This window comes from Pseudoalteromonas sp. P1-26 (genome assembly GCF_001401795.1).
In the GTDB taxonomy this organism is placed as follows: Bacteria; Pseudomonadota; Gammaproteobacteria; order Enterobacterales; family Alteromonadaceae; genus Pseudoalteromonas.
On record NZ_LKDX01000004.1, the window covers coordinates 61,634 to 83,099 of the forward strand.

The following is a 21,466-nucleotide window of genomic DNA, read 5'->3' on the forward strand; positions in this document are numbered from 1 at the left end:
CTGCTAGCAGTAACCCTTAATTAGCCATATTCAACAATGCAATAGATAGCCTTGAATTACCAAGCTTAAGTGCCTTGATAAAACAACAGCAAGCAGTCTGTTAGCTGTTGCAACTCAATACATAGTATTAAAATAACCACAGCTGACAGACTGTAAAATTCTTATAGCTCAAATAAGCAAATTATGAAATTAGCCAAAAGCCTTACGTCAAAATGACGAAAAAGCTAAATTTAAGCAACAAGAGTGTAACAAGCTTGGCTCTAAAGGGCTAATAACAATTAAACAATTGGGGTAAAGAAATGGAATTTCAAGGGAAGTGAAAGATATATTTAAATGAGAAGAGTAAGCGAGGATCTTAACAAGGTCGCTCGCTTGATACTCGAATAGGTTTTACCTAAGAGATTTCATCGTTAGGCGCAATATTCGTTGCGTGTAACCCTTTTGGACCTTGTTGCAATTCGAATGTTACATCTTGACCAGCTTTAAGTGTTTTATAACCGTCCATTACAATCGTTGAGTAATGAGCGAATATATCAGTCTCGCTGCCGTCTTCTACGATGAAGCCAAAACCTTTGGCATTGTTGAACCATTTGACTTTTCCACAAGCCATACTTCTACATCCTTCTATAAGTTGACTAATTTAGTTATTCTAAACCGTGTAATTTGCTAGACTGACTAATGATTAATCAATCTATATTTGACTGTAGTTTATTTAGCCAGTCAGTCAAGTGTTTTAGACTATTTTTTAACAATTTATTTATTTTTTTATTCAAGTTTGCTTGAGTTCTAAAGACAAGACTATATTTAATTATGAGTGGCATGAAAGATTCTGGTGTTATTGAAACAGTTCGCGATAGTGAAAAGCAAAAATTGCAACCACCGCGAAAATATAAAGTCATTTTAAATAATGATGATTACACGCCTATGGACTTTGTGATAGAAGTACTAATGACGTTTTTTAATATGGATAGCGATAGAGCAACAGATGTGATGCTTCAAGTTCATCATAACGGTAAAGCAATTTGCGGTGTTTACAGCGCCGATGTAGCTCATACCAAAGCTGAACAAGTTAATCGTTACGCACGAGACAACGAGCATCCACTGCTATGTAGTTGTGAGCAGGAATAAATACCAAGGTAGGGTGAACCAATTAGCCCGTCACAACGGTATATAAATATTATCTCAGTAAGGGGTTGCCAATGCTAAACAAAGACTTAGAACTAACCTTGAATGCGGCGTTTCGCGAAGCGAGAACACGCCGTCATGAATTTATGACCGTCGAGCATCTTTTACTTGCACTGCTCGATAACCCTTCTGCTGGAGAAGCGCTTAACGCCTGCGGCGTTGATATGGGCGCATTAAAAGTCGAATTATCAGATTTTATTGATGAAACAACGCCGGTTATTCCTGATCTTGAAGAAGACAGAGAAACACAACCGACGTTAGGTTTTCAGCGTGTATTACAGCGCGCTGTGTTTCACGTGCAATCATCAGGCAAAAACGAAGTAACTGGCGTTAATGTGCTAGTGGCAATTTTTTCTGAGCAAGAAAGCCAAGCTGTTTATCTACTTAAAAAATCAGATGTTAATCGTTTAGATATTGTTAACTTCATTTCGCATGGCATTTCCAAAACAGATGACGACATTGGCGGTGAAGACCACGATGACATTCATGAAGAAGTGCAAGAAGTGCAAGGCGAGGAGCCGACTAAGCTTGAAAACTTTACGACTAATCTAAATCAGCAAGCAATTGATGGCAATATAGACCCATTAGTGGGTCGCGACAACGAAGTTGAACGCACTGTACAAGTGTTATGTCGTCGTAAGAAAAATAACCCGCTCTTGGTTGGTGAAGCTGGTGTGGGTAAAACAGCCATTGCTGAAGGCCTAGCTTATCGTATTGTAAATAAAGAAGTACCTGAAGTGATTGCCGATGCAGTTGTTTACTCACTCGATATGGGCGCATTATTAGCGGGTACCAAATACCGTGGTGATTTTGAAAAACGTTTTAAATCGCTGCTTAAAGAGTTACAAGCTAAACCAGGTTCAATTTTATTTATTGATGAAATTCATACCATCATTGGTGCCGGCGCAGCATCGGGTGGTGTAATGGATGCATCGAACCTAATTAAACCGCTACTTTCGAGTGGTAAGTTGCGCTGCATGGGCTCAACTACTTATAACGAGTTCAAGAATATCTTTGAAAAAGACCGTGCGCTAGTGCGTCGTTTCCAAAAAATTGATGTGCTTGAACCAAGTGTGGCTGATACCACGAAAATTCTTAACGGTTTAAAAGAGCGTTACGAAGAGCACCATGGTATTCGTTATACTCAAAAAGCATTGAAAGCAGCAGCAGAACTTAGTGCTAAATACATTAATGAACGTCACTTACCTGACAAGGCTATTGATGTTATTGATGAAGCAGGTGCTAATCAGCGTTTACAGCCCGTTTCTAAGCGTAAGAAAACAATCGGTGTGGCTGATATCGAGCTCATTGTATCTAAAATGGCGCGTATTCCTCAGCAAAGCGTTTCTTCTAGCGATAAAGAGACACTTAAGAACCTTGACCGTAACCTGAAAATGCTGGTGTTTGGTCAAGACCAATCAATCGATGCATTGACTTCAGCAATTCGTTTATCGCGCTCAGGCCTTGCTAACGAAGATAAACCGGTGGGTTCGTTCTTATTTGCAGGCCCAACAGGGGTTGGTAAAACAGAAGTCACTAAGCAGCTTGCTAAATGTATGGGTGTTGAGTTTATTCGCTTTGATATGTCTGAATACGTTGAACGTCATGCGGTCAGCCGTCTAATTGGTGCACCTCCTGGCTATGTAGGTTTTGAGCAAGGTGGTTTATTAACTGAAGCGGTAATTAAAAACCCGCATGCAGTTGTGCTACTGGACGAAATTGAAAAAGCACATTCAGATATTTACAACATTCTACTGCAAGTAATGGATCACGGTACCCTTACTGATAACAACGGTCGTAAAGCCGATTTCAGAAATGTAGTATTGGTGATGACGACGAATGCGGGTGTTCAAGAGACTGTACGTAAGTCGATTGGCTTTACCGAACAAGACCATTCTCATGATGCAATGAGTGAAATCAACAAAGTGTTTTCACCTGAGTTTAGAAACCGCTTAGATAATATCATTTGGTTTAATCACCTTGAGAAAGAGATTATCTTGCAAGTGGTTGATAAGTTCATTGTTGAGTTACAAGCACAACTTGATAAGAAGTCGGTTAACCTTGAACTTACATCCAAAGCAAGAGAGTGGTTGGCAGATAAAGGCTACGATAAAGCGATGGGTGCACGCCCGATGGCGCGTGTTATCCAAGATGAGCTTAAAAAGCCGCTGGCAAATGCAATCTTGTTTGGTGAGCTAGCCGATGGTGGTTCAGTTAAGGTATCGGTTAAAGACAAGAAAATCCACTTTGACTTTGAAACTAGCCTAGAAACAGCTTAAGTTGTTTTTAGCTGAAAACAAAAAGCCCAGCAATTGCTGGGCTTTTTGTTTATTAAATGGAATTAAAACTAAGTTAGTTTTAACACCATTTAACAAACGCTTTTAGCTCTTTGTAATAAACACACCTGCTCATTCAAAGCAGCAAAAAGCTAAATCTCTCGTTAACGCACTAACTTAGCGAGCACGGAATACGATGCGACCTTTCGATAAATCGTAAGGAGTCATTTCTACGGTTACTTTGTCGCCAGTTAAGATGCGGATGTAGTTTTTGCGCATTTTACCAGAGATATGAGCCACAACAACGTGACCATTTTCTAGCTCAACTCGGAACATTGTATTTGGTAAAGTATCAAGGACCGTACCTTGCATTTCGATTACGTCTTCTTTCGCCATGTTTAGCGTAACACCTCTTTAATAGTTAAACGCTGCAGATTTTGCCGAAAATACAGCAATAAGTAAAGCTACAGGGCTCAATTTTGTAAATTAAATCGCCAACCACTCGTCGCCAATGTGCTTTTGTGCAGGCAAAAATTGGGTTTTATATTTCATTTTAGTGCATTCGTCGATTTGGTAACCTAAATAGACAAATTGTTTTGCTTGTTGTTTTGCAAATTTAATTTGTTCCATGATCATGATGCTACCAATACTGTATTGCTCATAATCAGGGTCAAAAAAGGTATAAATCGCTGATAGGGCATTGGTCATGCAATCGGTTACCGCGACAGCAACTAATTTATCGCCATCTCTTAACTCTATGAACGTAACGGGTAGCCACTGGCAAAACAAAAAGCTTTCGTACTGACTTTGATCAGGCGGAAACATTGAACCATCTTGATGCCTTTGCGTGATGTATTTGCAATATAACGGGTAATATTCTGCGCGTTCGTATTCACTATAACTTACTGTGAAAACCTTATTTGCTTTATTTAATTTGCGCTTTTGCGATTTTGAAGGGGTAAATTGTTGGGCCAAAACGCGCACTGAATTACAGGCATTACAAATAGGGCAATGTGGACGATAGATTTGGTCGCCACTGCGTCTAAAACCCAATGCTAATAACTGTTCAAATTTATCAGGGCAATAACAACTTGGGTCAAGTATAACAAGTAGTTGCTCCTGACGGTCGGGTAAATAACTGCAATCAAATTGCTGGCTTAAACCAAGCCTAGCGGGTAAGTGCTCAGTCATAAATATTAATCAACTCTTGTGGTTGCCACATATCTTTTTTAGGCACATAACTGTGCGCTAATTTAAGTCTAGTTAAAAATTCTCTGCGTGGGATAACTTTTGCACCTAAAGTGATTAAATAAGGGTTTTCTAGTTGGCAATCGATAAAATGGGCTTGGTGTTTTTTAAGCCAATTAACTAATGCCCACATCGCCAGCTTTGAGCCATTACTGACTTGATGAAACATTGATTCACCACAAAATATGCCATTTTGCATAATGCCATAGAGACCAGCTACGAGTTCATCTTGGTGCCATATTTCAAGGCTGTGTGCTAAAGCCTGATGGTGCGCTTCAATGTAGGCATGCATCATTTGCTCAGTGATCCATGTACCTTCTGCATCGATACGTTGCTCACGACAAGCATTGATAACGTGGGCAAATGCGTGATTAATAGTGACACGCACAGGAAAACGCTTTAAATGCTTTTTTAAACTGCGACTAACATGAAATTCATTAAGCTCAATAACACCACGCATGCTAGGTGACCACCACATAATAGGCTCATAGTCACTAAACCAAGGGAAAATACCGGTGTTATAGGCATTTTTAATGCGCTCAACTGATAAATCCCCGCCAATTGCCAACAGGCCATCGGGCTCATCAAGGGCGAGTTCTGGGTTTGGAAAATCAACAGTCTCGGGCGAGAGTTGGTACAGTTGCTTGATCATATCAGCGTATCGTTGTTATTTGCTCTGATTTTAACAAAAATTTAGCTATAAAAAAGGGGCTGTTTACAACAGCCCCTAGTATTTAGTGCTTTAGATCAACTATTTTATAGGTTATCTAAGAAGCGTTCTGCATCAAGTGCAGCCATACAACCCGTACCTGCTGATGTGATTGCTTGACGATAAATGTGATCAGACACGTCACCTGCAGCAAATACACCTGGTACGCTTGTTTGTGTTGCGTTACCGTTTAAACCAGACTGAACGACTAAATAGCCGTCTTTCATTTCTAGCTGACCTTCAAACATGTCAGTGTTTGGCTTATGGCCAATTGCAATGAATACACCGGCAAGATCTAAGTTTTCTGTTTCTTCAGAATCAGTTGCTTTAATACGGATGCCAGTTACGCCCATTTCGTCACCAAGTACTTCATCCAGAGTGCGATTGTAATGTAAAACAACGTTACCGTTTTCAGCTTTTTCTTTTAAACGATCAGCTAAGATTTTTTCACTACGGAAGCTGTCACGACGATGTATAACGTGAACTTCATCAGCGATATTTGATAAGTAAAGTGCTTCTTCAACAGCAGTGTTACCACCGCCTACAACCGCTACTTTTTGACCACGGTAGAAGAAACCATCACAGGTTGCACAAGCAGAAACACCACGACCTTGGAAGTTAGTCTCTGATTCTAAACCTAAGTATTTAGCCGACGCGCCTGTTGCGATAATTAATGCATCACACGTATAAGTGCCTGAGTCACCAGTTAAAGTGAAAGGGCGCTTTGAAACATCAACTTTATTAATATGATCAAAAACAATTTCAGTCTCGAAACGTTCAGCGTGTTCTTTCATACGGTCCATTAATGCTGGGCCTGTTAAACCGTGTGCATCGCCAGGCCAGTTTTCAACTTCAGTGGTTGTCGTTAATTGACCACCTTGCTGAATACCAGTGATAAGAACAGGGTTAAGGTTGGCACGTGCTGCGTATACCGCTGCCGTGTAACCAGCTGGGCCAGAACCTAAGATTAATAGTTTACAGTGTTTTGCGTCACTCATGGTTTTTCCTAAAAACGTTTCAATACGATGTCTATGCGCCCGATTCTAAGAAAAACAAGGCGGATGTAAACAAAAGCCCTGATTATTTTTTTAGTCAAATCGCTAAGCTGTCAAATAATCCTTACTTATTATAATTTAAATAACTCTTTTTGCTCATAAAACAGGCTAATTACAAATTGTTCTGTGATCAAAGTACGGTAATTCATGACCAAGCAATATTTTTTTGGTATGTTTTAGCTAATTTTGATATTAGCTCTTGGTATGAGCTAACTAAACGAACAGGCAATTATGGTATTTTGGCAGGAAAAGCCCGCTTTTGGGCTGACTACAGAAGACGTACAAGTCTTAACCAATGCAAAAGAGTATCGCACTGAACTATTGCGTTTAATTGGTGCAGCGAAAAAAAGAATTTATATTACTGCTTTATATTTGCAAGACGATGAAGCTGGGCGAGAAATATTAACAGCGTTACATGAGGCATCACTTGCTAACCCTGAGTTAGAAGTAAAAGTGCTCGTTGATTTTCACCGTGCTCAACGTGGTTTAATTGGTGCGGCTAAGTCTGATGGCAATGCCAGCATGTATTGTGATTTTCAAGAGCAGTATCAATCAAATGTTAAAGTTCATGGTGTTCCAGTAAAAGCCAAAGAGCTTTTCGGAGTCCTGCATTTAAAAGGCTTTGTGATTGACGACACATTATTATACAGCGGCGCAAGCTTAAATAATGTGTATCTGCAGCAAGACGAACGTTACCGTTTAGACCGCTACTTTTTAGTTCGTCAAGCTGGTTTGTGTAATTCGGTCATCGAATTTATAGAAACACATCTTTTAAGCTCAGCAGCAGTGCCACGTATTGATATGCGTCCACTGGTAAAGTTTAATGATATTAAAGTCGCGCAAAAACAATTGATGCGTGAACTTAAATCGGCAAGTTACGAAAGTGCTGCAGAAGCCAGTGCCGGTGACTTGGGTGTGCGTTTATTTTTAGGTTTAGGACGCAGAAGTAATAAGCTGAATCGTTTAATTAAGTCGTTATTCGATACCACAGAGCAAGAACTCGTTCTTTATACCCCTTACTTTAACTTTCCGGCACCATTAATGCGTTCATTACGCCGTTTATTGAAGCAAGGCAAGCAAGTAACTATTGTGGTAGGGGATAAAACCGCAAACGATTTTTACCTGCCGCCAAGTGAGCCGTTTAGTAAAATTGGTGCATTACCTTATTTATATGAAACCATTTTGTATAAGTTTTTAAAGTCACAAAAACGCCACATCAGTAATGGTAATTTGAATGTTTACCTTTGGAAACATGAAAGTAATTCTTTTCACTTAAAAGGGATTTGCTCAGATAAGCGCTTACATTTATTAAGTGGGCATAATTTAAATCCGCGCGCATGGGGCTTAGATATCGAAAACGGTATTTTAATTGACGACCCTAAGCAGCATATTCTTGAGCAAATAGAAAATGAAAAACAAGCTATTTTGCAGCATTGTCGTCGTTTAACAGGTCCACAGGATTTAGAGACGATGGATGACTATCCTGCACCGGTTAAAAAGCTATTGGGGCAGGCTAAACGTGTAAAAGTTGATTTTATTATCAAACGTTTTATTTAATCGAAAATTAAAAAAGCAGCGAAAGCTGCTTTTTTGTATCTAGGTATTAGCAATCTGCTTTATTTTTGCTGAGCATCTAAAGACTGGCCGTTCACCTCTTTAGAGTCGTCGCTCATCAAGTATAAATAAGTTGGCATTAAATCTTCTGGTGTTGCTAACTTATCTCTATCTTCACCAGGGTATGCTGATGCACGCATCGATGTGCGGGTAGCACCTGGGTTAATACAGTTTACGCGAATATTGGTTTTACCCACTTCACAAGCCCAAGTTTGCATCATACCTTCAACAGCAAATTTTGAGATTGCATACGCCCCCCAGTGTTCACGGCCTTGGCGACCAACACCTGACGAAGTAAAAATAACAGATGCGCTATCAGATTTGCGAAGCAGTGGGAACATGAATTTAGTGATCATAGCTTGTGCAGTTACATTCACTTTCATGATGTTTTCAAAGGTAGAAACACAGAAATGTTCAAGTGGGCCCAATGAACCTAAAATACCAGCGTTATTGAGTAAACCATCTAACTTACCGAACTGCATTTCGATGGTTGCAGCTAAGTCACGGTAGTTTTGTTTTGTGGCACCTTTTAGGTCCATTGGCACAATAGCCGGTTGTGGATAGCCTGCATTTACGATTTCATCATAAACACATTCAAGTTTATTGGTTGTTTTTCCAAGTAAAATAACAGTGGCACCATGCTTAGCATAAGTTAATGCGGCAACACGACCAATGCCGTCACCAGCACCTGTTATTAAAATTACTTTGTCTTTTAGCGCATTCTCTGCGGCTTTATAAGTATGCATAAACGTACCATCGATTAGATTTTTCATCATTTTACCATAGCAAAAAGCCAAGTTATCGAATTTATTGCAAATTAAGGTGGCGAAAATTGAAACTTTACGTTAACTTTAACTGGTCTAATGTCTCATTAATAACCTAATTACATTAAATTAACTTAGAATGAAGGTAGTAGAATAACTACTTTTAACCCTGAACACACAATAACAATAAGATTTGCGCGGAGCGAAATTATGAAAAAACTGCTACTCTCACTAGCCATTGCGTCAGCCATTACTGGCTGTGGTGGAGGAGAAACATTAGAAGATGTAAAAAATGATAATCCTCCTGTTCTCCCAACCGCGACAGTAAAATTTGACCCAGCGAATAGTGTAATCTCAGTACCGAATGATTTACTGATGAGTGGTACCCTTGATGGTACTTTAAACATGCCGGGTGAATTAGACGACAACAATGTCAGTGTTGAACGTGCAGCTTATGCTGATCCTCAGCTTGCACTTGGTGCCCTTGATGGCTGGTCAACACAAACTCCGTTTAAAATCGATTTAACTTTTCCTGCGGGTATTTCTCTTGATATGACTTCTGCTGCTTCACCAGGAGCTGTGCGTATTTTTGAAGTTGTAATGGGTGCAAGCCAAACAGATGAAACTTGCTCGCAAGTGCCAGCGGGTATTGCTTGTAAATTAGTGTCTGAATTAACCTTTGGCGTTGACTTCATTACTCAAGGTTCTGGTGATGCGGTTGCTGTTATCCCACTTAAGCCATTTAAAGCGGGAAGCACTTACATTAATGTTCTGACAACATCATTAATGGACTCAGAAGGGCGTTCAATTGAGCCATCTTCAACTTATGCACTAGTGAGCGAAGAGACAACACTTATCACTGATTCGCAAAAGTCACTTCAAGCGGTTATCAATAGCTACGAAGATGCTGTGACATCGGGTGGTGCCATCACAAAAGATGAAATTATCTATTCTGCTGCGATGACAATGCAATCAGCAGGTCAAGTACTTGGTACAGTAAAACAGCTTCTTGCTGCAAGTTTAACGCAAGGTGCACTACCTACGCCGATGGTGCAAATTCCTGAGCAACCTGTTATTACGGTTGAGCAAGTATTCGCATCACAAGGTGTTACAGGTTTATCACCTGTGTTTGGTGGTGTGCAGTATCAAAAGGGTAGCGTAATGTTACCTATGTATTTAGCAACACCAACAGGCACAACGGTCGATGATTTATCAGCGACTTATTGGCAAGGTTTGTGTGATAGTGGTGTAGCTGTGCTTGGTTATGCGGCAGCAGCCGGTGACTCATTCCCAACAGACCCTATTAGCGAAACTGATGGCCTTTGTATGGCGTTAAGTGATGGTAAGTTACGTGATTTAGGGTTAGATCAAACAAAACACTTAACTAAGTACAACACAATTCCAAAAACTCAAAGCATTGCTAATGTGCCAGTGCAAATTACTAAACCAATTTTACCTGTGATCAATGCTATTAGAGCAAATATTGGCTTAGATGCATTGAGCATGCCTGAGACAGGCTGGCCTGTTGTTATCCTTCAGCACGGTATTACTTCTAAAAAAGAAGATATGCTAGCTATTACCGCACAGCTAACAATGCAAGGCTTTGCAACAGCCGCAATCGATCACCCTATGCATGGTGAGCGTGGTGTAGATGTAGACGGCGACGGTACTGATGACTTTAATGCCTCTACAGGTTCTGTATTGAGCTATATGAACTTACAGTCATTATTAGTAGCGCGTGATAGCTTACGCCAATCAGTTGCTGATTTACTTGGCTTACGCTTAGGTCTTAACTTTACAGGTGCTGCTGATTTAAATGCGCAAGATGTATCATTCTTAGGCCATTCATTAGGCTCGGTAGTTGCTCCAGCATTTGTTGCTGTGACTAATGCACCGCTAGCTGACCAAGTTGATCCAATGTTCAACGTTAAAAGCGTAGCACTTGCCAGTGGTGGCGGTGGTATCGCCAGCTTCTTAATTGAGTCAAATACATTTGGCCCATTTGTACAAGGCTCTGTATTACTTGCAGCAGGCACAGCTGAATCAGCGGAGTTTGGTGCTTATACTCAAAATGAAGCGCTATCGAACTGTGGTTCACTTGCGTCTAACCAAACGGCTTTCGTTACATGTGCTTATAAAGAGTACGTAAGTTCGTTAACAATGGCAGGCGAAACAGCAAAATTAGCTAACATTCAAAGTGTGATCACTCAGTTTGCCTTTGCTGCGCAAACAGCACTTGATAGCGGCGACCCATCTAACTACGCAGCATCTGTTGCGGCGCTTGGTACGCCAGTCTACATGAGCGTAATAGTAGGTGATGGTGAAAATAATAATGCTGATATGGTTATTCCACCTATGGTAGCGAGTAACCCAATTGCTGGTAGTTTACCTCTTGCTAACTTAATGGGTTTATCAACGGTAGCTGAAACACAAGGTCCAACAGCTGATGCAATGAGTTATGTGGTTAAATTCACTAAAGGCCATCACAGTTCAATGTTAACACCTGCTGCAACGGCAGATTCAGGTGCAACTGCTGAAGAAAGTGCGGCGGCAACTGCAGAAATGCAATTGCAAATCGCGACTTTCCTAGCTAGCCGTGGTCAGTATCTTCAGGTTACTAATACAGAAGTCGTTACTGAATAATCGAAACCTTACTAATTAAGTAATAACCAATTAAGTAAAAAGCCACATCTTGTGGCTTTTTTTTACTTTAAAGCGTGGTAAATTGTGCCGATGCAATAATAAATGGAGAGTTTGATTGGAATTTTTATATGAATACGGGTTATTTTTTGCAAAGACCCTGACATTTGTCATCGCAATTGCTGTGATTGTTGCCATTATCATGGGCGCTGCAGTGAAACCCAAAGCGAAGAAAGGGGAGATAACGATTGATGATTTGAGTGAGCAACTTGATGATCTAAAACAAAGCTTTATCGAAAATACTCTTTCAAAAAAAGAGCTCAAGGCTCACCAAAAACAGCAAAAAGCTGAGACTAAAAAACAGCAAAACGACGAGCCTAAATCACGTTTATATGTAATTGACTTTAATGGCAGTGTTGATGCCCACGAAGTAGAAAGCCTACGAGAAGAAATTACCGCTATTTTAACCATTGCCGACAAAGAAAAAGATCGCGTGCTGGTACGCCTTGAAAGTGGTGGTGGTGTGGTACACGGCTATGGCCTTGCTGCCTCTCAACTACAACGCTTACGTAATGCTGGAATTCATTTAACTGTTGCTATTGATAAAGTAGCAGCAAGTGGTGGCTATATGATGGCCTGTGTGGCCAATGAGATTATTGCAGCACCTTTTGCAATTGTTGGCTCGATTGGCGTTATTGCACAAATTCCTAACTTTAATAAAATCTTGAAAAAGAATGATGTTGATTTTGAGCAAATCACCGCAGGTGAGTACAAACGCACGTTAACTATTTTTGGTGAGAATACTGATAAAGGCCGTGAAAAATTCAAAGAAGAAATTGAACAGACTCACGGTTTATTTAAAACCTTTGTGAGTGAGCAGCGTCCATCTCTAGATATTGATACTGTTGCAACCGGTGAGCATTGGTTTGCTACCCAAGCGTTCGATAAAGGTTTAGTTGATAAGATTGACACAAGTGATGATATCTTATTGAGCCAAGCGAAAGAGCGTCAAATTTATAAAGTTAAATACCGTATAAAGAAGAATTTAAGCGATAAGCTAGCCGTTGGTTTAAGTTCTGGAGTAAGTAAAGCGGGTGTTAGTTTAATGTCACGTTTTAAAGGCTTAAATCCATAATCAAGCACTATCAATAAAAAACCCGCTAACTTAGCGGGTTTTTTATGGGCTGCAGATAAGTAATTACTTAATTGACTTATGATAGTCCTCTAAATCTTTAGCGGCATTAGGGTCATTAAATACGTCCTCATCAAATTCACCTTCAGATTTTGCAACCACACAGGTAACCATACAGTCACCGGTTACGTTGACAGCGGTACGTGTCATATCGAGTAAACGGTCAACACCAATGATGATAGCAATACCTTCTACAGGTAAGCCTACTTGGTTTAACACCATGGCTAACATAATAAGACCAACACCAGGTACACCCGCAGTACCCACAGAAGCAAGTGTTGCGGTTAAAATTACCATTAAGTAATCAGAAATTGTTAAATCAACTGAAAATACCTGTGCGATGAACACGGTCGCAACACCTTGCATAATTGCTGTGCCGTCCATGTTAATGGTTGCGCCTAAAGGCACAGTAAACGAAGCAACTGAGTTGTGCGCACCTAACTTCTTGCTCGCAGTTTCAAGGGTAATAGGCATAGTTGCACTTGAGCTAGATGTACTAAATGCAAATAGGCAAGCGTTTTTCATCTTCTTTAAAAACGTAATTGGGTTAAGGCCGGTAAATAACTTTAACAAGACACTGTAGTTAACTAAACCGTGGAACAGAAGTGCAAATACAACCACCCCGAAGTATAAAGCAAGGCTCTTAATTAGCTTTAAGTCGATGGTTGTAAAGAGTTTTGCCATCAAGAAGAACACACCATAAGGTGCAATGTTCATAAGTAAGGTAACTAGCTTTAAAATAACAGTGTTTAAGTCTTCAAAAACATTTGCAACACGTTGGCCTGCTTTACCGCTAAGGGCCATAGCAACACCGAATAATAATGCAAAAACAATAACCTGTAGCATATTGCCACTTGCCATAGCATCAATAGGGTTTGTTGGGAACATACCGATAATGACTTGCGCAAGGGTAGGTGCTTCTTTTGCACTGTAGTTAGCATCCGAAGGTAAATTGATTCCTTCACCTGGGTTAACTAATAAGGCTAAGGTAATAGCAACAGTAATCGCAATTGCGGTCGTTGCTAAATAAAGCAAAATTGACTTACCGCCTAAACGGCCTAATTTTTTAGGGTCGCTTAAGCTACAAGTTCCACAGACTAATGATACAAAAACCAGTGGCACCACAAGCATCTTTAAGCTCGCAATGAAAATTTGACCACCAACATGGAAAATACCATCAACAAAAAATGCTTTAATTGGTAAAGAGAATAACCCTAGTGGAATAAGGAAATCGTCTTCACCCGCTAAAATGGCTTGAAAGATAAAACCAACGATTACACCCAGTACCATACCTACCATGATACGAGATGTAAGGCTTAAAGATCGTACTTTTGACATACACCCAGTCTATTTTTTTATAAATTTTGCCATAGACTACCAGCATGAAGATTTTTATACAGAAAAATTCGATAAATAGTTAAATAATTTCGTTGCCTTTAAAGGAAAAAAATTATGATCTTCGTTTAATTTTTAGGTTAATATTAGGTAAACAATCACATAAGTAAAAAATAGCTAACTAGGGAGAGGTCGATGCCTTTATTGCGATGGCTAAGTGTTTTAGTTTTCATCTCATTGTTAGCCGCCTGTGGCGGTGGAGGATCATTAGATAGTGATTCATCCGATGGAGATGATGACACAACCGTAGAAACAAACTATGTTGTGTCTGTTCAAGGCTACAACCAATCTACTACAGATGAAGCGAGTGCAGTTACAGCTGACACACCGTTAACCATCTCGGCAACATTGACTAATAATGACGAAGCCGTTGTAGGTGCAGTTATTAATTTCAGTCTAGATGGTGACATAGGTCTATTAGACCCAGTTTCTGGAACAGATTTAACTGATTCTGATGGTGTTGCATCAATTACGTTAACTGCGGGTGATACTGCGGGGGCAGGTATTGTTACTGCTACATATGTAATTGATAGTGAGACATATACTGATACGTTTGGTTTTACATCAGATGGCTCTGAAACAGATGACTCGAGTGTTAGCGGTAGTATTACGCTAAGCCTTAACATCGTAGATAGCTCAGGTCAGCCATTCTCTCTAGATAATCCAGTGAGTAAAGATAACAAAGGTACGGTTACTGCGACTTTACTTGATGAAGACACGCCACTCGATGGGCAACTTATTTCATTTACCACTAACTACACAGGTAAAATTACACCAGTACTAGGCACAGCCCTTACCGATGAAAATGGTGAGGCATTTGTAACGCTTAGCAGTGGTGACTCAAAAGGTGCAGGTCAAGTCGTTGCAACTTACACAGATGAAAGTGGTAACAGTATCACAAAAATCGCAGGCTTTATTTCAAATGGTGATGATGCCCCAGTTGAAAGTGCTGAAGCTGAGCTTGATGTTAAACTACTTCAAGGCTGTGCGACTGATTGGGATGCCAATCGCAGTACAACATCTCTTGAAACTACTTACTTAACGTCAGGGTGTACAGTTGTAAATCAATTCTCATCTGACGAACTTATCGATGTAATGGTTAAAGTGACAGATACAAGCTCGGGCGACGGTATCGACGGTATTATCGCTGAGCTTTCAACAGATCTTGGTGGTTTATTACCAGAATCTGGAAAAGCCCTGACTGACAACTTTGGCTTTGCCATTTTAAAATTACAGCCTGGCGCCAATAGTGGTGCGGGCGAGGTTACTGTGACTGCTAAGTCTGTGACTTCTTCAAAAGCATTTGAAATTGCGACAGCTGAATTAAGCGTTGAAATTTCAAATGGTTTATATAACAAGCTTGATGACTCAGGCAATGTTATTGATGACGAATTTGTGCCGCTTGCTGCAGGTGCGACTACTGTTATTACAGTAACAATTTATGATGCAGCTGGTGATTTATATGTTTCTCCTCTTGATGTTGAGTTCACTTCAGGGTGTGTTGAATCAGATTTATCTGTAATGGATGAAACCGCGACGAGTATTAGCGGCATTGCTACAGCAACATACAGAAGCAACGGCTGTAATACTTCACAGGGCGATACAGTAACAGCGACAGTACTAACTGGTGGAACACCAAAAGTGGTATCAGTGAATGTGCCTGTATCAGCAGCTGAAGTAAGCTCAATCGAATTTGTAGAAGCGACAGAAAATGTGCTTGCTCTAAAAGGAACGGGTGGTGTTTCACGCCAAGAAACAAGCCAACTTACTTTTAAACTTACCGATGCAATTGGTAACGTTGCGAAGCAAAAACGTTTAGATTTTCGTTTAACCTCTACCAATGGTGGAATTTCACTCTCTGAAGTTACAGATGCAAGTGGTTATTCTCATGCCAGCGTGTCAACTGACTCAGAAGGTTTAGCTCGAATTCAGATAAACTCTGGTTTTGTTCCACAAGCAGTGCGTGTACAAGCCTGTTATATTCCTGATGACCAGATCCCTGCAAATCAAAATGATAATGTAACTTGTTGGAAAGAGCTTTATGACGAGTGCCTTAAAGATGAAGCAAACCGTGATAGCAATGTTTCATGTCCTTCTGGTGAGCTTTCGTTAGTTGCACTTGATGAGCAAGTAACAAGCGTATCAGATCTTGTTTCAATCAGCTCTGGCTTACCTGATGGGAACAGCTTTACGGCTGCGCCTGAAACAATCAATATTGAAGCGTTAAATTACCCTGGCGATACCACAGATATTTCGGTTTATGTTGCAGATCATTTTAACAACCCTGTACCCGATGGGACTTCAGTTTATATAACGACTGAAGGTGGCGCTGTAGGGACATTAGATGGTGAGGAGTTTAACCCTCAACTTGAATGTAACACGGTTGATGGTGCGTGCGTTGCACAGTGGCGCTCACAAAACCCGATTCCATTTAGTGAAGATAAATGGGGCAATAAAATCAATAGCACTAACCCAAAAACAAGTGCAATTAACTGCGACCTATATTTTGGTGTGGCAGCACCTTGTATGGCGGGTATTTTAAATGCTGCGTTTGATGATGATGGTGTACCTCTCGGTGGTCGCGCAACAGTACTTGTGACTGCAAAAGGTCAAGAGTCATTTATCGACATCAATGGTAATGGACGTTATGACAAAAATGAGTATTACAGTGGTTATGACTTACCTGAAGCGTCTGTTGATCATAATGAAAATGGCGTTTATGACGGTCTAGCTGCAATTTATGACCCAGTTACAGCAGCGGTCACCAAAGCTGCTGAAAACTGTCAAGAAGGTGATGCAAGCGACCCATGTAGTGCAACGAATACTAATGCAGGTCATACAGAAGAAAACTTCGATATTGACTTAAATGAGATGCATACACTTGCTGATGGTAAATACAATGGTCTTGAGTGCTCTGCAGCCGCGACAGATCCTGATGAAGACGCAACATTTGAGACTTTATGTACCAAAGAGCTTATTGATGTTCGTGACTCATTTGAGATTATTATGTCAGGAAGCTTTGCATACAGTCGTTTTGTAGTAACAAAAGATGAGCTACGTAACCGCTTTGCTGAAGCACTTGCTGAAACAACAGAAGACGATCCAACTGTATTTACAGATAATGCAATGCAACTTGCTGTGGATATTGAGAACTGTAGTACAATTTATCGACAAGCAGATACGCAGTCAGGTGCTATTATTGCTCGTTTAGAAGCCACAGCGAATACTGACTACTGTGATTTAGGCTCAATTAACATTACTACCGCTGATTCAGGTAACCAGTTGTCAGCGCTGAGTTTTGAGCTTTATTTCTCTGATATTTACAACAACCCAATGCCTTCAGGCACCGCGGTTGCAATTAGTGCAGATAATGGTGATTATAGTGGTACATCTGGTTTTGATATTGGTAATACAAGCCAAACAACAGCGACTGGGGTTGCCCTTACGATTAGCCGTGAAGCTGATCCAAATGATAAAACAGATGGTTTCTTAACTGTTGAATTCACAACAGGTAAAGACAATGTATCAACTGCTACAATAGCAATAAGTGACGATGGCTAATTAAGTAGATAATTGTTTAAATTTAAAAAAATGCCAACCAGAAGGTTGGCATTTTTGTTGCTGTTCTATATATTCCCCTTGAAATTACCGCAAAACACCACATTGACTAAATTAGCAACAAAAATTGTTTAATTATTCACTCAATGAAGAAAAGTTTCTATTAAAAGCTTGTAACAATTGGTGTTTGTAGATATACCTATAAATATTCGTGCTCCAATGTTAAAAAATCATACTTATTTGTTTAATGTGATGGATATACATTTATAAGGGCAAAAAACTTTTAAAATACTCGGTCAGAAATAGGCAGCTATGGGCAAATCACTTGTAATTGTAGAGTCTCCAGCAAAGGCAAAAACAATTAATAAATACTTAGGTAACGATTTCATCGTAAAGTCCAGCGTTGGACATGTGCGTGATCTACCAACTTCAGGTTCAGGCAAAACGAAGACTGCAGCGACGAAAACGCCTGCTGAAGTTCGAAAAATGTCACCAGAAGAAAAAGCTGCCTATAAGAAGCAACGCGATTATAAAAATCTTGTTGCTCGCATGGGTATAGATCCTGAAAAAGGCTGGGAACCACATTACGAAGTTTTACCGGGCAAAGAGAAAGTTGTACAAGAATTAAAAAAACTTGCTGAAAACGCCGATAAAATCTATCTCGCAACCGATTTGGATAGAGAAGGGGAAGCCATTGCATGGCACCTCGAGCAGATTATCGGTGGTGAACCTGAAAAGTATAAACGAGTTGTTTTTAACGAGATCACTAAGAATGCGATTCAGCAAGCATTCGAAACACCAGGTGAATTAAACACTGACATGGTTTACGCACAGCAAGCGCGTCGTTTCCTTGACCGTGTAGTGGGCTTTATGGTGTCGCCATTATTGTGGGCTAAAGTGGCACGTGGCTTATCAGCCGGTCGTGTGCAATCTGTTGCAGTTCGTTTACTTGTTGAACGTGAACGCGAAATCAAAGCATTTATTCCTGAAGAGTTCTGGGATATCCATGCTGATGTTAAAAATACAGAAGCAGCTTTACGCCTAGAAGTGACCAAACACGCTGACAAGCCTTTTAAGCCAGTTAATGAAGAGCAGGCGATGTCTGCCGTTAGTCAACTTGAAAAAGCCGACTACAAGGTCATTAGCGTTGAAGAAAAACCTAGTAAGAGTAAACCAAGTGCACCATTTATTACTTCAACCATGCAACAGGCAGCAAGTACACGCCTAGGTTATGGTGTTAAGAAGACCATGATGCTGGCTCAACGCTTATATGAAGCAGGTCACATTACTTATATGCGTACCGATTCAACTAACTTATCGAAAGATGCGGTTGAAATGTGTCGTGATTACGTGACAGAGCAGTTTGGTGAGAAGTATTTACCGAAAGCACCGATTAGTTATAGCTCTAAAGGCAATGCACAAGAGGCGCACGAAGCGATTCGTCCTTCTAGTGTTACTGTGTTGTCTGGTCATTTAGACGGTGTTGAAGCGGACGCTAAAAAACTCTACGAATTAATTTGGCGTCAGTTTGTTGCCTGCCAAATGGTTCCAGCAGAATACGACTTAACAACTTTAACGGTTGGTGCCGGTGATTATCAGTTAAAAGCAAAAGGCCGCGTGCTTCGTTTTGATGGTTGGACTAAAGTTCAGCCAGCTGTTCGTAAAAAGAACGAAGAAGATCAATCACTGCCTGCAGTTAAAGAAGGTGATGTACTGACCCTTGTTGAGTTAGATCCTAAACAACATTTTACAAAGCCACCTGCACGTTTTAGTGAAGCAAGCTTAGTTAAAGAATTAGAAAAGCGCGGCATCGGCCGTCCTTCTACGTATGCATCTATTATCTCAACGATTCAAGACCGTGGTTACGTACGTGTTGAAAACCGCCGTTTCTTCGCCGAAAAAATGGGTGAGATTGTTACAGACCGCTTAGTTGAAAACTTCGAAGATCTGATGAACTTTGATTTTACCGCTAAGATGGAAGGTCGTCTGGATGATATTGCTGAAGGTGAGCGTGTTTGGACACAAGTTCTTGATAAATTCTATGCAGACTTTTCAACTCAGCTTGAAATTGCCTCTGGCGATGAAGAGCGCGGTGGTATGCGCCAAAACCAAATGGTTGAGACTGATATCGATTGTCCGACTTGTGGTCGTAAGATGGGTATTCGTACTGCATCAACCGGTGTATTCTTAGGTTGTACGGGTTACAACCTGCCACCTAAAGAGCGTTGTACTACGACCATGAACTTGGTGCCAGGCGATGAAGCCATTGCGGCTGATGTGGAAGATGTAGAAACTGAATCTTTGATGCAAATGAAGCGTTGCCCAATCTGTGAAACGGCAATGGATTCATACCTGATCGACGAAACACGTAAATTACATGTGTGCGGTAACAATCCAGCGTGTAAGGGTTATATCGTTGAACAAGGTACCTTTAAAATTAAAGGTTACGACGGCCCAATTATCGAATGTGATAAATGTGGCTCAGATATGCAGTTAAAATCGGGTCGTTTTGGTAAGTACTTCGGTTGTAGTAATGAAGAGTGTAAAAATACACGTAAGTTACTTAAAAACGGTGAAGCCGCGCCACCAAAAGAAGATCCAGTTCATTTACCTGAACTTGAATGTGAAAAATCAGAAGCTTACTTTGTACTGCGTGATGGTGCATCGGGTATTTTCTTAGCTGCAAATACCTTCCCTAAATCACGTGAAACGCGTGCGCCAAAAGTGGAAGAATTAAAACGTTTCAGAGACCGTATTTCTGAAAAGTTTTATTACCTTGCTGACGCACCTGCAAAAGACCCTGATGGTAATCCTTCAGTTGTTCGTTACAGCCGTAAAAATAAAGAGCAGTATGTAATGAGTGAAGTAGATGGTAAAGCCACAGGCTGGACTGCTCACTACCAAAATGGCAAGTGGGTAGAAGAGAGCAAAAAGAAAGCCCCAGCTAAGAAAAAAGCGGCGGCTAAAAAGTAAATTTACATCTATCTTGATTATAAAAAGGGATTGCAATTGCAATCCCTTTTTTGTGCTTGTATGACACTGCGAATGTCGTTTTTTACCAATATTTGCTTTTAGGCTGTTGTTATTCTGTCATCAACATCAAGACAGGAGATTTAAAATGCAAACACGTTTATCACAACAGCAGCTATATTCACTCAACCCAGGACTTGTTAAACATTTAACTGGGCTCAGCGCACTGCCAGAAGATACAAATATAACCGCGAAGCTCGCTGATTTAGTAAGACTAAGAGTGTCGCAAATTAATGGCTGTGGGTTTTGTCAGCATATGCATTCAGCAGAGCTGAGAAGCCAAGGTGAGCGTCAACAGCGACTCGATGTACTAGCCGCTTGGCGTGAAGTCCTTGTATTTTCAGAACAAGAAACTGCAGCACTCGCTTGGGCGGAAGCCTTAACAAATATTATTGATAAACATGTTGAAGACGATGTTTACAACCAAGTGTCTGCTATTTTTAACGAAAAAGACATCGTGGTATTAACGACGGTAGTACTTGAGATAAACAGCTGGAATCGCATAGTTAAAGCGTTTCACTTTATCCCTGAGTTAACAGAATAAGGAATGGTGATGAAGTTTACACTCGCACCTAAAGTTAATGCGTTGGTGAATATCATATCAGCATGTACTTTTTTCTTTGGTAGTACCTTATTTCTACCTGCATTTATAGAATATGCCACAGTGGGGGTGGTGTTATTCATGGTAGGTTCGTTATTATTTTTATTAAGTGCATTAGCTGATTATTACAGTCATTAAAAACAAAAAACCGGAGCGCACATCATTGTGTCATTCCGGTTTTTCTATATTCTAAGTAGGC

The 21,466-nt window shown here is 40.4% G+C and carries 16 protein-coding genes; 9 read left to right on the forward strand and 7 right to left on the reverse strand.

Annotation, left to right across the window (positions count from 1 at the left end):
- Positions 1-394: 394 nt before the first annotated feature.
- A complete protein-coding gene (cspD, locus tag AN394_RS03785) occupies positions 395-610 on the reverse strand; it encodes a cold shock domain-containing protein CspD (protein ID WP_036968098.1) in 216 nt (71 codons plus the stop codon).
- A gap of 209 nt (positions 611-819) precedes the next feature.
- Here cspD and clpS point away from each other — a divergent pair, with 209 nt between their 5' ends.
- Positions 820-1,128, forward strand: coding sequence for an ATP-dependent Clp protease adapter ClpS (gene clpS, locus AN394_RS03790; RefSeq protein ID WP_161804337.1), 309 nt, complete (start codon positions 820-822; stop codon positions 1,126-1,128).
- A gap of 71 nt (positions 1,129-1,199) precedes the next feature.
- Entirely contained in the window at positions 1,200-3,464 is a 2,265-nt protein-coding gene (clpA, locus tag AN394_RS03795; protein WP_054561665.1) for an ATP-dependent Clp protease ATP-binding subunit ClpA, read from the forward strand.
- A gap of 174 nt (positions 3,465-3,638) precedes the next feature.
- On the opposite strand, the gene infA is transcribed toward clpA, so the two are convergent.
- The 4 genes from infA to trxB form a co-directional block, all read right to left on the reverse strand.
- Entirely contained in the window at positions 3,639-3,857 is a 219-nt protein-coding gene (infA, locus tag AN394_RS03800; protein ID WP_002962494.1) for a translation initiation factor IF-1, read from the reverse strand.
- Between the two features lie 90 nt (positions 3,858-3,947).
- The gene (locus AN394_RS03805) at positions 3,948-4,652 is read right to left on the reverse strand and encodes an arginyltransferase (protein WP_054551468.1); all 705 of its coding nucleotides are present in this window, start codon (positions 4,650-4,652) and stop codon (positions 3,948-3,950) included.
- Positions 4,645-5,361, reverse strand: coding sequence for a leucyl/phenylalanyl-tRNA--protein transferase (gene aat, locus AN394_RS03810; protein ID WP_055020830.1), 717 nt, complete (start codon positions 5,359-5,361; stop codon positions 4,645-4,647). Before aat ends, AN394_RS03805 begins: the two co-directional genes overlap by 8 nt.
- A gap of 104 nt (positions 5,362-5,465) precedes the next feature.
- Positions 5,466-6,416 (reverse strand): thioredoxin-disulfide reductase, encoded by a 951-nt coding sequence (gene trxB / locus AN394_RS03815; protein WP_054551466.1) that lies wholly within the window; start codon positions 6,414-6,416, stop codon positions 5,466-5,468.
- 288 nt (positions 6,417-6,704) lie between these two features.
- Between trxB and pssA the strand changes: the two genes are divergently transcribed.
- Entirely contained in the window at positions 6,705-8,030 is a 1,326-nt protein-coding gene (pssA, locus tag AN394_RS03820) for a CDP-diacylglycerol--serine O-phosphatidyltransferase (protein ID WP_055020831.1), read from the forward strand.
- A 59-nt stretch (positions 8,031-8,089) separates the two neighbouring features.
- On the opposite strand, the gene AN394_RS03825 is transcribed toward pssA, so the two are convergent.
- Entirely contained in the window at positions 8,090-8,833 is a 744-nt protein-coding gene (locus tag AN394_RS03825) for a YciK family oxidoreductase (protein WP_054562005.1), read from the reverse strand.
- 228 nt (positions 8,834-9,061) lie between these two features.
- Here AN394_RS03825 and AN394_RS03830 point away from each other — a divergent pair, with 228 nt between their 5' ends.
- Positions 9,062-11,494 carry a VolA/Pla-1 family phospholipase gene (locus AN394_RS03830; protein ID WP_055020832.1) on the forward strand — a complete coding sequence of 811 codons (2,433 nt, stop codon included), beginning with the start codon at positions 9,062-9,064 and terminating at the stop codon, positions 11,492-11,494.
- A gap of 115 nt (positions 11,495-11,609) precedes the next feature.
- A complete protein-coding gene (sohB, locus tag AN394_RS03835) occupies positions 11,610-12,626 on the forward strand; it encodes a protease SohB (RefSeq protein WP_055020833.1) in 1,017 nt (338 codons plus the stop codon).
- Between the two features lie 63 nt (positions 12,627-12,689).
- Here the strand turns inward: sohB and AN394_RS03840 are convergent, their stop codons facing one another.
- A complete protein-coding gene (locus AN394_RS03840; protein WP_055020834.1) occupies positions 12,690-14,021 on the reverse strand; it encodes a dicarboxylate/amino acid:cation symporter in 1,332 nt (443 codons plus the stop codon).
- Between the two features lie 192 nt (positions 14,022-14,213).
- Between AN394_RS03840 and AN394_RS03845 the strand changes: the two genes are divergently transcribed.
- From AN394_RS03845 to AN394_RS03860, 4 genes are all read left to right on the forward strand, one after another.
- Positions 14,214-17,639 (forward strand): hypothetical protein, encoded by a 3,426-nt coding sequence (locus AN394_RS03845; RefSeq protein WP_055020835.1) that lies wholly within the window; start codon positions 14,214-14,216, stop codon positions 17,637-17,639.
- Positions 17,640-17,948: 309 nt separating this feature from the next.
- The gene (gene topA, locus AN394_RS03850) at positions 17,949-20,609 is read left to right on the forward strand and encodes a type I DNA topoisomerase (protein WP_055020836.1); all 2,661 of its coding nucleotides are present in this window, start codon (positions 17,949-17,951) and stop codon (positions 20,607-20,609) included.
- Between the two features lie 145 nt (positions 20,610-20,754).
- Positions 20,755-21,210: a carboxymuconolactone decarboxylase family protein gene (locus AN394_RS03855; RefSeq protein ID WP_055020837.1), complete on the forward strand. Its 456-nt coding sequence runs from the start codon at positions 20,755-20,757 to the stop codon at positions 21,208-21,210.
- Positions 21,211-21,219: 9 nt separating this feature from the next.
- Positions 21,220-21,405 carry a YrhK family protein gene (locus tag AN394_RS03860; protein WP_055020838.1) on the forward strand — a complete coding sequence of 62 codons (186 nt, stop codon included), beginning with the start codon at positions 21,220-21,222 and terminating at the stop codon, positions 21,403-21,405.
- Positions 21,406-21,466: the final 61 nt, after the last annotated feature.